Source organism: Chitinophaga fulva, assembly GCF_012927205.1.
In the GTDB taxonomy this organism is placed as follows: Bacteria; Bacteroidota; Bacteroidia; order Chitinophagales; family Chitinophagaceae; genus Chitinophaga; species Chitinophaga fulva.
In genome coordinates, this window is record NZ_JABBGC010000001.1 from 4,107,248 (window position 1) to 4,121,870 (window position 14,623).

Annotated in this window: 13 protein-coding genes; 8 read left to right on the plus strand and 5 right to left on the minus strand. The window is 40.8% G+C overall.

Features of this window, described 5'->3' with window-relative positions:
- Nucleotides 1-203: 203 nt before the first annotated feature.
- From HHL17_RS16690 to HHL17_RS16700, 3 genes are all read left to right on the plus strand, one after another.
- Complete coding sequence (locus HHL17_RS16690; RefSeq protein WP_169225813.1) at nt 204-773, plus strand: hypothetical protein; 570 nt, start codon at nt 204-206, stop codon at nt 771-773.
- Between the two features lie 131 nt (nt 774-904).
- The gene (locus tag HHL17_RS16695; protein ID WP_169225814.1) at nt 905-1,285 is read left to right on the plus strand and encodes a VOC family protein; all 381 of its coding nucleotides are present in this window, start codon (nt 905-907) and stop codon (nt 1,283-1,285) included.
- A 301-nt stretch (nt 1,286-1,586) separates the two neighbouring features.
- Nucleotides 1,587-2,132, plus strand: a complete 546-nt coding sequence (locus tag HHL17_RS16700) for a hypothetical protein (RefSeq protein ID WP_169225815.1) — start codon at nt 1,587-1,589, stop codon at nt 2,130-2,132.
- Here HHL17_RS16700 and HHL17_RS16705 read toward each other — a convergent pair.
- The gene (locus tag HHL17_RS16705) at nt 2,129-2,599 is read right to left on the minus strand and encodes a GNAT family N-acetyltransferase (RefSeq protein ID WP_169225816.1); all 471 of its coding nucleotides are present in this window, start codon (nt 2,597-2,599) and stop codon (nt 2,129-2,131) included. The two genes, HHL17_RS16700 and HHL17_RS16705, sit on opposite strands and share 4 nt — an antisense overlap.
- A 17-nt stretch (nt 2,600-2,616) precedes the next feature.
- The gene (locus HHL17_RS16710; protein ID WP_169225817.1) at nt 2,617-3,240 is read right to left on the minus strand and encodes a hypothetical protein; all 624 of its coding nucleotides are present in this window, start codon (nt 3,238-3,240) and stop codon (nt 2,617-2,619) included.
- Between the two features lie 211 nt (nt 3,241-3,451).
- On the opposite strand from HHL17_RS16710, the gene HHL17_RS16715 reads away from it, so the two are divergent.
- The 5 genes from HHL17_RS16715 to HHL17_RS16735 all read left to right on the plus strand — a co-directional run bounded on the left by HHL17_RS16715 (nt 3,452) and on the right by HHL17_RS16735 (nt 8,323).
- Nucleotides 3,452-4,432 carry a helix-turn-helix transcriptional regulator gene (locus HHL17_RS16715; protein ID WP_169225818.1) on the plus strand — a complete coding sequence of 327 codons (981 nt, stop codon included), beginning with the start codon at nt 3,452-3,454 and terminating at the stop codon, nt 4,430-4,432.
- A gap of 389 nt (nt 4,433-4,821) precedes the next feature.
- Nucleotides 4,822-6,210 carry a serine/threonine protein kinase gene (locus tag HHL17_RS16720; protein ID WP_169225819.1) on the plus strand — a complete coding sequence of 463 codons (1,389 nt, stop codon included), beginning with the start codon at nt 4,822-4,824 and terminating at the stop codon, nt 6,208-6,210.
- Between the two features lie 7 nt (nt 6,211-6,217).
- A complete protein-coding gene (locus tag HHL17_RS16725) occupies nt 6,218-6,646 on the plus strand; it encodes a MauE/DoxX family redox-associated membrane protein (RefSeq protein WP_169225820.1) in 429 nt (142 codons plus the stop codon).
- Nucleotides 6,647-6,730: 84 nt separating this feature from the next.
- Nucleotides 6,731-7,000, plus strand: coding sequence for a hypothetical protein (locus HHL17_RS16730; protein ID WP_169225821.1), 270 nt, complete (start codon nt 6,731-6,733; stop codon nt 6,998-7,000).
- Between the two features lie 1,062 nt (nt 7,001-8,062).
- Nucleotides 8,063-8,323, plus strand: coding sequence for a hypothetical protein (locus HHL17_RS16735; protein ID WP_169225822.1), 261 nt, complete (start codon nt 8,063-8,065; stop codon nt 8,321-8,323).
- Between the two features lie 95 nt (nt 8,324-8,418).
- On the opposite strand, the gene HHL17_RS16740 is transcribed toward HHL17_RS16735, so the two are convergent.
- The 3 genes from HHL17_RS16740 to HHL17_RS16750 are packed head-to-tail and all read right to left on the minus strand — an operon-like array spanning nt 8,419 to nt 14,566.
- Nucleotides 8,419-9,720 carry a TlpA family protein disulfide reductase gene (locus HHL17_RS16740; RefSeq protein WP_169225823.1) on the minus strand — a complete coding sequence of 434 codons (1,302 nt, stop codon included), beginning with the start codon at nt 9,718-9,720 and terminating at the stop codon, nt 8,419-8,421.
- A 47-nt stretch (nt 9,721-9,767) separates the two neighbouring features.
- On the minus strand, nt 9,768-11,234 hold the full coding sequence (locus HHL17_RS16745; protein ID WP_169225824.1) for a RagB/SusD family nutrient uptake outer membrane protein: 1,467 nt from the start codon (nt 11,232-11,234) through the stop codon (nt 9,768-9,770).
- Between the two features lie 38 nt (nt 11,235-11,272).
- Nucleotides 11,273-14,566, minus strand: coding sequence for a SusC/RagA family TonB-linked outer membrane protein (locus HHL17_RS16750; RefSeq protein WP_169225825.1), 3,294 nt, complete (start codon nt 14,564-14,566; stop codon nt 11,273-11,275).
- Nucleotides 14,567-14,623: the final 57 nt, after the last annotated feature.

Consider the following 14,623-nt stretch of genomic DNA (forward strand, 5'->3'; position numbering starts at 1 on the left):
GATAACGTGCTTACAGTAAGGATTACTGTGTTCAAAGCTAGGGGTAACAGCTGTTTAAATATTGCAGGCGTGCAACAGATACTTTATATTTGAATGTCTAATAAGACAAATTTTATATGGCCCGGCTATTGAGTTTATTCGTTTTATGCTTTTTCTGCGCGCTTCCTGGATACAGTCAGCATACAGAAGCAGTTTTTGGAGATATGGACATGTTTACCCTGGAGGGTATCAGGCCGTTGAAGCCGCCTTTCGTTTATCCGTACGTTATAATAAAATCGCAGAACAATAACGAGAAAGATATTTCATATCATACAGACAGCAAGACGGTTAGAAGTTATCATTATGAAAAGATAGGCAACTACTGGCGGACGATCTACAGCCAGGTGGGAAATATTTCACGGGAATGTACATACGAATATGTAATGCCGGATAAAATTGTTAGCCTGAATTATTGGATCAACCCTAAAAATAAGGTCAGCTATCTGAAAGAAGTGTCTGTTTTTAAAAAATGGGAAGAGGAAAATTTCCTGATGGGCAAAGGCCTTACCATAAAGCCTGATGTTTCGCTTCCGGACAGAGTAAGAGCACAAGCGTCAGGCGCTGTAGCCCAGAAAATTCAGATGAAGAATGGTGTGTTAAGGATGGAGAGAACGATTTATAACGAAAAGGGAAAAGAGATTCACCGCAATGTGACCTGTTACAGGATTGGTAACAAGTCTTATTTTGCCTGGCGGTACCTTTATGCTGATAAAGAGGAGATAAAGTGTGAGTGACAAAGTTTTGTTCTGTTTAATATTCACCCATGATAAAAAGGACATTACTCATTTTAGCGCTTGCGATATCATTCGGTGTTGGTTTCGCATTCAATACAGTATTGACCAATACAACCAAAAAACACATCAACATGAAACGCGTAACAGGCATCGGGGGCATATTCTTCAAATGCAACGACCCCGCGAAAGTCAGAGAATGGTATAAAACCCATCTCGGTTTTGATACCAACGAATACGGGGCAAAGTTTGAATGGAAACAAAAAGAAGACTCAACACAGGAAGGATATACGCTGTGGACCCCTTTCGCCGAAAAGACCAAATACTTTGAACCTTCCGCTAAAGACTTCATGATCAACTACCGGGTGGAAAACCTGGAAGCGCTGGTAACAGAGCTGAAAAAAGAAGGGGTGACGGTGTTGGATAATATCGAAACGTACGATTACGGAAAGTTCGTTCACATTCTTGATGTAGAAGGGAATAAAATTGAATTGTGGGAACCGACGGATAAATAGTTTTCTCACACCTGTGTTTATTTTTGTTTTAAGGCGGCGATAGCTGCCTTTTTTTCATATTACCAATGGATGCCTGGATGGCGTGCCTTGTAATGAAACGCAGTTCACAAAACAGGCATTCTGAATTGAAAGTCATTTTTTAATTTGTAATTAATTGATAGTGAGTTGAATACATATTTTTTGTTGTGTCGGTTTTAGCCTTGCAGGTGTGTTCACTTGCGAGGCTTTTTTATATCTGAGCAGGTAGTATACCTGATTGTACAGGAATTCCCTTATTTTTGACGCCTGACTAAAAGAATAAATGGAGAAGGAGCAATATTTTGACATTGAAGCACCGATCATTCCCGGCGTAAGTCTTGGTGGTATTCAGCAGGGGATGGAGGTAAAAGGACTGGAGAAGATGTTTCGGACAGACCAGTACTTTGCCCGTGACAAGAAGATCAGCCTCATGACAACGCCTTCCTTGCGATATATAGAATACTGGTATATGGGTGGTATTATCCGTCTGAAAGTAGATATCTATGATGGAAGGATTACCAATATTATTGCTACGAAAGGGTATCAGGGCACTGTTAACGGCGTGCTTCGTGTAGGCATGACGGTGCGTGAAGTGCTGCAGGTAGATGCAGGCTTTAGCTGCTATTCTCCTCCCGGCGGACTGATGAGCCCTAATTTCTTGGGTATCTGCCTTTATTTTACACCTAACTTCGACGCAGAAACCGACAGCCTGTCGGATTACATGGACCATAAGATCCTGGGCATCGGCCTGATCAATGAATTTAATGCAGAAGGAGACGATGTATATGTGATGTTGTATGGGTTAAACCATCCCCGGTTTAACGGTTAGTTTTTCAGTTCCATATCATAGCGGTCCAGTCCCGGTCCGTAAAAATCAGGCGTGACTTTCGTCACCGCAAATCCCATTTTCGCGAAGAAAGGAGCGGAGTGTTGTGTCGTGTCCAGCTGGATGGTGCATGCAGGGCATACTTCTTTAATGATGCTTACTCTGTACTGGAATAGTTGTTTGCCCCATCCTTGCTTGTGGTATTGCTGATGCAGCATTCCCCAGGTCATCACCGCGGTGGTTTTATCCGGGCGGACGTAGTAGCCGCCGCAGCCTATTACCTGCCCGTTTGTTTCGATGACGAAGTAGCATTCGCTTTTATCTTTATCGGCCAGGTCACGTTGCGCTTGCGTATCCAGCCATGCGTCGAAGTCATTGAGTTCTTCCGGTGCGAAGAACCGCGGCATATTGCTGCGGAAGGCGTTGAGGCAGGCGTGTTTGTCGGCGGCGGTGTATGGGCGGATGGTCATTTCATAAAGGTAGGGAATTATGCCGGGACGTGCTGCGCTGCTACGTGGAGGAGTATGTCCTGGCATCTGGCGCCGAAGATGGCTTCTTCTTCCGGAGTGTTTGCGGGTGTATTAATAATGTCGCTGAATAGTTGTTGTAACGTGTTGTCGATTTTGCCGCTGCCGTACAGCCAGGATTTTTCCTGTTCGAAGTTGTCGTGCCAGTGTTTGGTGACGTCGGATAGTTTCTCCTGCTTGAGAGCATCTGCTGTGAATTCCAGGCGTATGATTTCCTGTCTGCCCTGGGTGAGGATGATGGACGAGTATTCACTGCTGCCGTGGGTAATGCCGTATTCATTTGGTTCGAGGAGTACTTTACCCTGTTCTATGAAGCGGGTATACAGGGTTTTGTTGGGCGAGGTTTCGATGACTAGTTTTGGTTTTTGCTCTTTTATTAGCAGTGTTCTTCTTTTATCGGTGAAACAAACCATCCGGCGAAGAGAAATCCCCTTGTATTGTTTATCCTGGAAGAGAATTCCCACATCCTTGAAATGCAAAAAGTACGGTTGTTTGAATGGTTTAATGTGGCCACAGTAGAAAAATGGAACAGCCTTTTCACGGGTATATAAATCAGGTTCGGTTTCAGCAATTCGTAGTATCATAGTATGGACGTTTTTTTGATAGGGTGAAAAATAACTATTAAGTTATGATACCAAACTGCTTGAATGGCCGCAGTAGTAAAAACTTAACATTGGCTATGTCGGTTTTTTGTAAAGGGTTTCGTGGAGGCGTGTTCTGTGGCATACTAGCAGTAGTATTGTCTAAATTGTATGATACGAGTTTTTGGTTGAATGCTTTAAAACCGCTTTTTAGATGTCCGCTATCCATACTATTGAGTTTGTTATTGCCAACGCTCCCAATATTCATGTTGTCCCAACAATTGCTATTCCGGAGGAATATAAGCAATACATATATGATTTTGGAACTCCCCATTTATTCAGATCTTCTAAAATAGACATTCTTTTGCACAGATATGAAACGAATGGCTCTTCGATTATCAATGCAATGTTTTTTGTTCATGAAAAATCTATCGTCGAAACGCAGGTGAGGAGTACGTTTCATGTATGCTCCTGCATGTTGCAGGGAACGGCAGAAATGCTTGTCAGAAACATGGGTAAAGTGCTTTTTTATCAGGGGCAGTTCTGTCTTTTTGAGGTAAAGCCGGAAAAGTTGTTGTTGTATTTTGAGCCGGGCGTTTACGAATGGCATGGCATGGCCTTTTCCCGGAAACAAATCAATGATTTGGCAGGGTTATCACCTATGTTGCATAAATGGACGACGCTTGTAGAGGGTGTTAAGTCCGTTGTTGTCAGCAAACATGCCGGTATTATTCAGGAAGATCTGGGTGGACGGATTAGGGAATTGAAGAGGATCAGGGTATTAGATAAACTAAAAGCTACATGGGTCCAGAACAAAATATTTGAGGTGTTGATTTTGGTAGTTACCTATTTCGAAAGTGAGCAACATTCTGATACAAGGAGTAGCGACTTTCTATTGTTTGCCGGTATTAAATCTTATATAGATCAGAATCTCGATATTCCACATACAGTGAGCGAATTAGCACATATGTATAACATCAGTGAATCAAAGATTAAGAAGGGCTTTTCTAAATATTATCAGATACCCATCAGTAAGTACCTGGTCAAACAACGAATGGAAACTGCAGAAAGGCTTATCAGAGAATCAGGACTGAGTATGAATAAGATAGCCTATATGCTGGGATATGGCTATCCGGCTAACTTTACCCGGGAATATAAAAAATATCACGGAAAACTTCCGGGTGCTACCCGTTAAAATTCCAATGTTAACTTTCCCCAAAAACCTAAAATGATAAGGTACTATTTCCAAAATGAATATTTTGTTATCTTTTTATTAAGGAACTTTATATTGTTAGCGTGATCTGCGGAAAAAATCAGAAAGCCCGAAAAGAAGAACCCAGCAACGTTATCAAAGTGGCCGTTAGTGTTTTTCCGAAGAGTACAGTACCATTAAAGATATGATCCAATAATTAGGATGAAAATGCTGAGAATAAAGACTTGAAAAGATCTCCTGATCTTTTACAGGTTCGCTATGCCAATGGATGCATGAAGTAATCCCGATAAGTGATATTTAATAACTATGCCCGAATAAGATATGCCATCTGCTTGAATGGCAGGGGGCTTGTATTGCATAAAAGACTAAATATGATAAACGAATTGAAGGAAACACACAACCAGAATGTTGATCAGCAAAATGGTTTCCACCACCTGCTTGATGAAATGTCTATTCCTTATCAGGAGGACGAATTCTATCTCAATGTTGGGGAAATTCCGGGTGTTGACGGATGGGTTTTATTTCTGACTATGAAGACTGACTGTATCGACGATTTGATTAAACAGGTTTGTCCCATATTGTATGCGGCAAAGGTATCATTCAGTCTCATTAAGGATAGGGACATCGCGGGAAGGAAAAATGATTTTTTGATGGGCCCTGACGAAGTAGGTAAAATATTGGTTGTGTTTACTATCGATGAACATACTACCAAAACATTGATTGGTCAATTAAATGAAGTGACAAGAGGTTTTAGAGGACCCTGTGTTAATAATACTATACGAATTGGGCAAATAATATACGTGACCCGTATTAAACATGTTGAAAAGCAAGATGTAAATGGTAATACATTCACAGAAATAAGGATAGATACCCCTAACGTTAAGAAATTGCCCTTTTATGTTGAACCGAAGTTTCGCTACTGGAAAACAAAAAGAATATTAAAGTGGCGTTATGTTCCCTTGATAATGCTGAACAGATCACCCAAAGGGGATTTGTTGAAATCTGTTGACCTAAAGGGGCTTAAATTCAACTGGTGCTTTATTAAAGAAGGGAAATATCAAATGTTCGAAGATCGTTATGGGAGAACTATAAAAGAAAGGTTGCAATGGCAGGCAAAGGCATTACAGGAGTTGGATGGTTACATACCTATCCCTAAGTTTATTGATTATTTCGAACAAGGGGAAGATAGCTACCTGGTTATGGAATTTCTCGAAGGTATTGATTTATATACCACGATTGAAAAGTTGTATCAAAGGAGGAATTGGAGAGATTTGCAGACTGATTTGCAGTATCAGTTACTGGAGTACTATCTGGAGGTTTTGGAGATAATGGCGAAAATGCACGCGGCCGGATATGCTCATAGGGACGCAACGGCAGCTAATTTTATGATTCTGAATTCTGGTGAAGTATATACTATTGATCTAGAGCTGTCATATAATTTCAGGAAAGAAGAACCGAAACGTCCATTTGGGTTGGGTGTTTTTGGCTACGTTTCTCCCGAACAGATTTTGCACCAAAACCCATCGGCTAAGGAGGATATTTATGCCATGGGAGCGTTGTTGCTGCATGTCTTAACCGGAAAGCATCCGGGTACTTATCTTGATAAAGATGGTATGGTACGTATATCGGAAGTAATGAAGGCCGTTGAGGAGCCGGCCTTCCTCGAAATTATATTAAGATGTTTTGAAGAGAGTCCGCAGAAAAGGCCTGAGTTAGAAGAACTGAAACAGATGGTGAAAAAGTATGTTTCCAAAAATTAATGATACTATGAAAAAACAATTTTTAACTGAGGTAGCAGCTTTTGCTTATATCCTGCTTTTTTCTTATGCGGCTGCGGCTAAGTTGTTCAGGATAGATATGTTTGAATTTCAGCTGAAGCTGCAGCCATTTAGTCGCTCCTGGGTGCCTTTTTTAATGTGGGCCATCCCCATTTCTTTGATACTAATCGTTTTGGTGTTGCTGTTTCCACGATACAGAATGATGGGATTGAAGTTGGGGACAGGATTGATGATCGTATTTACTGGTTATATCTCTCTGGCTAAGTTCGGTTACTTCAAGAATCCTCCTTGTACTTGTGCCGGCGTTGTTCCTAAGTTTACATGGGGGCAGCATTTATGGTTCAACCTGTTTTTTTTGAGCCTGGGAGTGCTGGCCATCCTGATTCAGGTAAATAAAAAGAATTTAAAATTAAATTAAGATACTCTTGCGCATGGTACAGAATTGCCGACCTGTTAAAAATACGGCAAATAATATTTTAATAACCTTTAAAAAATCAGATTTATGAAAAGGATTAAAATTGCTTTCGCAGCTCTGACAGCTGTAGTGGGTATTGGTGGAGCTTATGCATCTACTCATCAGGAATCTACTAACAACAGGGCAGGTACTATTTACAGGTGGCGTACTGTTGTTCCTAATGGACCAGTATTAATCACCACAACAATTCCTAATGCCAAGGTGTTTGGCGGTTGCACAGATGGTAGCAATTTCTGTTTGCGTGGAACAAATGTTACTCCAACTTCGGTTCCAATTGTTACATTGCACAAGCTCTAATTTTTTCTGTCAGAGAAAGAGATGGTAATTTGCCATCTCTTTCTTTTTACAGTATCCCCCTTTTATATTAATGGCTACTGTGTTTTTTTGATTTTAGCATTAATGAGATCAGTTATGAAAAAGATAAAATTAGTTATCGCGGTAGTCGGTGCTTTACTGGGTATTACAGGAGCATATGCTACTACACATCATGCCAGTTCGAAGTATGTAGGGGAGGTGTATAATTGGTATTTAGATGGACAACTGGCGTTTAGCGCAACTATTCAAGTGGCAAGAAGTGCATGTCTAGAGGGTGTCGCATTCGTCTGTCTGAGAGGTACTGCGTACTATTTACTGATGCCTCCGGTGACTCTGAAGCGTCAATGAATAAATCGAAAATAGATATGAGATTTATCTTAGTAAGGATAGTTTATGAAAAGGATACAAATTTTTTTACAGCTCTGACAGCTATAATGGGTATTGGAGGCGCTTATGCAGCTACTAATCAGGATTCTGTTAACAGGGTCGGTACTCTTTACAGGTGGCGTACGGTTCCACCTAATGCACCAGTATTATTCACCGCAACAATTCCTACTGCTCGATTATATGGAAACTGTCCAGATGGTCCTTATTTTTGTATGCGTGGAACAGCGATTACTCCAACTCCGAATCCAATCGTTACGTTGCACCATCTCTAATTTTTTTCAGTCAGATAAAGAGATCATAATTTACTATCTCATTCTTTTTACAGTATTCCCCTTTTTACATTAATAGCTGTATGTTTTTTGATTTTAGCATTAATGAGATTAGCTATGAAAAGGATAAAATTATTATCGCAGTAATTGGCGTTTTGCTGGGTGTTAAAAGAGTATATGCTACTAAGCGTTATGCCAGTTCAAGGTATGTAGGTGAGGTATATAATTGGTATTTATCCAACGGTATTTTTAAATAAAATAAATTGCTCAAATTCTGTTGCAATATTCTATGGTTTGGATTTTGATGAATCTCCGATAAAATACTTTTGGAGATTTGGACATTATGAAGCCTAATGTTATCCCTAAGTTGCCTGAAAAATTCATGTTTATGAAAAAGATCAAGATTTTCTTTGCAACGCTTATGGCTATGGCTGGTGTTGGAGGGGCTTATGCGGCTGCTCATCGGGGCGCTGGTAATTGGGTAAACACCATTTACAGATGGCATACAATTAGCGGATCTGTGATATTTACCACGACAGTCTCCTCTGCTCAATTATTGGGTAACTGTACTGGAGGCGCTAATGTTTGTCTGCGTGGAACAGGAGGCACTTTTCCGAACATCAGGGTACTTACATTATTTCATCGATAACTCTGGTAAAAAGGAGGGAGATGATATGATGTTATCTCCTTCCTTTTTTTTAAATCATCAGAACATGTGCAGGGAATTTAATTGAAAAGAAGGGGCTATTGTCGGTCATCTACATCTTGTAGTATGACGACATTTTCCTCTCTCGTTTCCTGATTGATGTCCAGCCCATATTTGTTTAGCGCTTGTTTTAATTTTTTAATGTCCTTGCTCTGGGGTATTACTATATCTACTGCTCCGTTATATCCGGTTTCATTTATGATGTCATGTGTCAGGTCATTATATAGATGGTTTTCAAGAATAGTGTGCAAGGGCATGCTTTTTATAGAAATACTGTCACCTTTGTTCTCAATGTATCCGCTATGTAATTTTTCTTTCGTTGAAAATGCGTTATTCGAATGCTTTTTTAATGTGGAAAGTACATAGTATTGTACGTCTTGTCGTCTGATGCTGCTTTTAAGCTGGAAAAAATTATCAAGGTCTCGCTGCATTATTTTCTTTATCGGGGATTCAGATGAATCTCTCAGGAATACTTCATAGCAGAAGACATTTTTTTTAGTTCTATAGTCTGATTGAAGTCTAAGTGTATCCCTGAATTGTTTTGATACTGTTATTACTCTGGCACTTTCAATTTGCCATTTGGTTCTCCGGAGGTTATATGCTTCCCGGTATAGTCCAACGATGTCTATGTTTTGGTATATTAGATGAATACCCGGCATCGCTTGTTCGTTTCTTCTTGAAGAGAGGGAAGGTACCCGCGGGTCTGCGTCTCCTATCCATGAATAATAAATTTTTCTTTTCCCACCGCTTCTTTCTTCATCACTTATGAGAAGTGCTTGCCCACCCATTGCATACTTTGTGTCAAAATCATCCATTTTTTCTGGTAGGTTTAATGAATCTCCTCTCAAAAACTTTTCGATGTTTTCAGACGTAATCTCATAGAACGAGGTGATTGCTTGTACGATTCCATTTTTTCCTATCCAAACTTCATGAGGCTCTCCGAAATGAGGGAACATTTTTTTTAGATCTGATGTTAAATGTGCGGTATAAACAATGGGTTGTTTCAGGTTTTTAAACTTTTCATTGTGGTTTAAAAAGTTTTTTACGTCTTCTTCTTTTTCGCTGGTTACCATCAATATGTTGAACTGATCTTTGTATATCTTCTGGAGTGAATCCAGTTTAATCATTGTCGCGATGCAAGGAGGACATCTGATGAACCAGAAATCGATGATTAACGGCTTGTCGTTGAATGCTGTCAGTAGATTGGCCTCTGCTGATTTGTAGTTTAACAGGCTTGTTAATTTTGTGTCAGGACATTTTTCTCCGATATTCACTTTTTGTGCGACAGCTATTTGACAGATTTGATAACAAATGAGGGTTAAAAGAAAGGTCTTTTTCATTTTTTTAAGTTTACGAGAAATAAAAATTTGATTTTGAAAAATGATTGTTAGTTGTATCCACTATTTTGCGTCAGGTTCTTGTTGATAAGTATTTGCTGCAGAGGAATGGGAAATAGTGTATCTGTATCTTGCCATCCTGGTTTTATTGGCTGTAGTGTTGCTGTGCAAAGATGGAATCTCTTTAGGTCTAACCACCTGTTGCCCCATTCCGTCATTAATTCAATTCTTCTTTCTTTAATGACGTATGATAATGCCTGTTGTTGAGTGGCTCCCATGGGCTGGTCCGGTAGAATTGTGCTGTTGTTTCCTCTTGCCCTTCCCCTGATTATATTTAGATCTTTCACCCCTTCATCTGTTTTTCCTTGTCTGATTTTCGCTTCAGATCGGATTAAATATTGTTCCGCCAGTCGAAACATGACGTAGTTTTCTTTGGCGGTTGATGTACTGGACATGGGGAGCTTGTACTTATAGGGGAAATAATATATTTTGTTACTGATGGTCTTGGTTCCTATCCAGGCGGTTTTTCTTGGATCATTCGCTTCAAAACCGTTCATTAATGCGTCACTAATTAGATAATTAGGTATTGCATTAGCATTGCTATTTACAAATAGTACACCTTCCCTGGTGTTAAGACCGTCGATGGATGCAGCTATTTGCCAGATGGCCTCATTGCTGCCGGACAGGAATATTTTTGTTAAATCTGTTTGCAGGCTGTATTGTGCTGATTTTATGACGTTATTAGCTTCTGTTTCTGCCTTTCCCCACTGACCGGTATAAAGATATACTCTTGATAGCAGTGCCTCTGCGGTATAAAGATTAGGACGTAATCTCCCTGTTGTAGGGTAGGTTTCGGCTAAATCCTGTTTTGCCTCAATGAGATCGTTGATGATGAAATCATAGATTTCTGGTGTTGAATTCCTGCGTTGTACGGTGTTCGTGTTGAAGTTAGTAGTGGTGATAAGTGGAACGTCACCGTATAACTGTATTAAGTAGAAATAAATCAGGCTTCTGACTACTCTGCATTCTCCTTCCAGCTGGTTTTTTGTTTTGAGAGATATGCCTGTACTGGCGGCAATACCTTCCAGGCTGGCATTTGCCTGGTAAATATATTTGTAAGCAGGTGCCCAGAAGTCTCCTACATTGGTTGAATTATTTGTTGAAATAGAATTGGTTTGAAATTCTTTAATGGCTGCTGCATTGTTAATGTAGTTTAATTCATCGGAAGTAATACCAGTTAAGGATGTTATAGAACCATTGGCGATATTTTGTACTAAATTTGCCATCTGTCCATATATACCGGTTACAGCTGAGGTTGCATTCGCGTCGTCTTTAAAAAGTTCCTGAGCGGCAATCTTGTTCACAGGAGAGGGTACATCAACAAACTTGTTACATGCCACAATTGGTAACAGCATAAGCAGGATAACTCCAGATGCTGATTTATTGAGTCTATGCGATTTGAAACGCAGGCAAAATGTACCCTTCCGTTTATTTCTATAATGGATGCTTTTTTGCATAAATTTGTTGTTTTGACTTTATTGATAGATTTACCTGTTTATAATGTAAACTCCAATCCCCCTGCTATTGTTTTCAAGGGTGGAATGCCATAGAAGTTTTGCGTTTCGGGATCTCCCAGGTAGTTGGTTATGGTAAATAAATTTTGTCCTTGAATGAAACATCTCCCTCCCTTTAATCCTATTTTTTTGAGCGTATTGTCGGGAATCATATAGCTGAGAGAAACGTTTTTTAACCTGATAAAGGAGGCATCACCGTAGACGCCACTGGATGCTCCAAACAAAGTTGCTTGTTTATAAGCCGGGCTATTGGTGGTAGCAGTGAATTTTTCAAATGACGTCTTATCTCCGGGTTGAGTCCATCTGTCGAAGACGATTGTGGGTTGATTAGACATCAAGCCCGGGAAGTTATTCGATTGATAGATGCTAAGCTGGTTATTGGCGCCCCATTGTTTTCTGAAACTGAAAAGTACATTTAACTTAAATCCTTTGAAGTTCAATTCACTTCCAATTGAGCCGTAATAGTCCGGATCTGTTTTTCCGATATATTGATAATCCTTGTAATCAATGTTATTGTCTTTATTGACGTCTTCAAATGTATATAAGCCGGTTTTGGGATCAACACCTGTAAATTTGGCTAGTTTTACCAGATTAATGGATCTGCCAGTTTCATAGGTGCTGGCATAGCTGGATGTCTCAAGAGATGGAAAACTTGCCAATGTGTTTGTTGGCATTGTTAAAATTGATTGTACGCTCCATTTGAGATCCTTTGAGTTAATAACCCTGAAACTTAGCTCAAACTCCCACCCTTTATTGATGATAACTGCTGGCAAATTTCGGGTGATATTGGTAAAGCCGGTCTGAATAGAGAGTGGATAATTAACGAGTTGATTACTACTGTTGTTTTTGTAGTATGTTGCAGTAAACAGAATTTTGTCGCGCCAGAGCCCCAAATCTAGTGAGCCTTCCAGTTTTTTGTTCATTTCCCAGTTGAATTCAGGATTGAAGGGGTTGTCGGGACGGACAGTGATCCCCCCCTGATAAGCATACGAAGGTATCCAGGTAGAGAGATATTTATAATCTCCAATCTGATCACTTCCAGTGACACCATAACTACCCCTTAATTTACCATAACTCAGAAAATTAACGTTGTGAGAAAAGAAGGATTCATTAGTGAAAATCCAGGCTAAACCTACTGCTCCAAAATTGGAAAACCTTTTATTGGGTCCAAATCTGGAAGAACCATCTCTTCGACCTGTAAGATTTACTATATACTTGTTTGCATATGCATAGTTGATACGCATAAACAATGCTTGATACCGGTATTTGGAATCATCTGAGGATTTACCCAGAACGGTAGGTGCAGCTGCAATTGAACCCAGCAGGTTATCTGTAGTGTAGCCGTAGAAGTAAAAGAAGATATTGTCCCTCTCGGTAGTTTGCCATGTACTGCCAAGCAATGCATTTAGTTTACCCCTGAGAAAAGAGCGGGTGTATTCTAATTGAGGTTCAATAATCCAGCTTTTGAAGTTGGTGTTTGAAAACGAGGACAACCCTGCTGGATTTGTAGCGGGATTGGACGCCGCGATGGGAATGAGCTGCTGCTCTTTTACAGTCATAATATTGAATCCGGCGCTGGTACGGAAGGTAAGCCCATCCATCATTTTGTAGCCGATTGTTAGATTATTCAGAAAATTGTTGGTTGTTGCTGTGTACCGTGACTCGAATGCGCCCATAGGGTTTTCAAAACTCACCCCATCCATAGTCCAGTTGAGGTGTCCGGTTGAGTCATAAAGTTTGGGCATATTGGGAGGTAACTGAGAGCCCAAGAAACTGCCGGCTATTAATTTGTTGTTGTCAAAACTCGAGAGTGAGGTAACTGAAATGGTTAGTTTCCTATCCGAAGTCGTATGATTTAGATTCAGCTTTATGGACGATTGATTATCTGCTGCGTCGGAAGGTAGTATGGTGTTTTGACGATGGAAATTTCCACCCAGTGAAAATTGGGTTTGTTCACTGCCGCCAGAAACAGACAAGGAGGCATTCAGGAAGCGGGCCTGCCCCCCGTAAAGTAGTTTCTGTAAATCTGTATATCTGGTGGTATCCCAGACCATTAAGTCAGGTGCATATCCCGGGGCCGTGGGAGAGGCGCTTGGCGTCAGACTATCATTCCTGAAGGCTTCTCTGCGCATCGCCAGGTATTCCTGGGTATTCATCATTTTGATTACCCGGGCTGCTGTACTAATACCCGTGTTTATATTCGTATTGAGAGTTGTTTTACCGGCCTTGGCTTTTTTTGTGGTAATAAGCACTACTCCGCTTGCCCCCCGGCTGCCATAGATGGCAGTTGCATCAGCATCTTTCAGTATTTCTATGCTTTCGATGTCTGATGGATTGATCATGCTGAAAGGACTTAATCCCCCGTCTTTTTGACTAAGTATGGAGTTTAGGCTGTTGATGTTCCCATTGTTAGGCGCAAAAGGTATTCCATCAATAATGAACAGTGGCTCTGAACCGTTAATCAGTGAGTTTTGTCCCCTTACCTGGACCTTCACCGAAGCACCAGGGCCTCCGCTGCTTTGTGTGATTAATACCCCGGGTACTTTTCCTTCCAGCGCCGCAAGCGGATTTGACACCGGCTGCATACGAATCTCCTCACCCGTCACTTTCCCAATATTCCCTGTATTCAATCTCCTCGACGTAGTACCATACGCCATCACCACCGTTTCATCCAGCTTGTTGTCAGCTATTTCCAGCTTTACCTGCATCGGCTCTGCTGTTGCAGTCAGCAACTTTGACGTGTACCCTGTATAGCTGATCTGCAGCAGTGCCCCGCGCGGCACGTTATTGATGGAAAATTTTCCTTTTTCATTGCTGACAGCACCTTTCTGCGTGGACTTTACAATGATGAATGCCCCCGGTAACGGCGCTCCATTCTGATCTCTGATTACGCCGGAGATAACGCTGCCTGAATCCGCCGGTGCTGCACTCACCGGTGCAGAAGCTCTCTCCGGCTTCAATACAATTGTTTTGGTCCTGAACTCCCACGTAATACCCTTAGTAGAAAGGATGTCTTTGAGTACATCATTGAGCAAAGCCTTTTTTACGTATATGCTTACCCGGTAGTTATCCTGTATCTGGTTGGTGTTATACATGAACACAAGACCCGTTTGTTTCTCAATGCCCTTAAATACTTTACTGACAGGAGCATCTTTAAATGAAAGTGTCACTTTCATTTCTCCCTGGCTGGATGCACTTGCAGGAGGGGAGATGTACAGCATACCGGCAATAAGTACCAGTGTGATCAGTTGACGTACATAGTGTGTAAAGTTCATGACAATGCGTTGATAGGTTTGATAAATTTGTTGTTGTAAAATCAGGTACCTCTAATA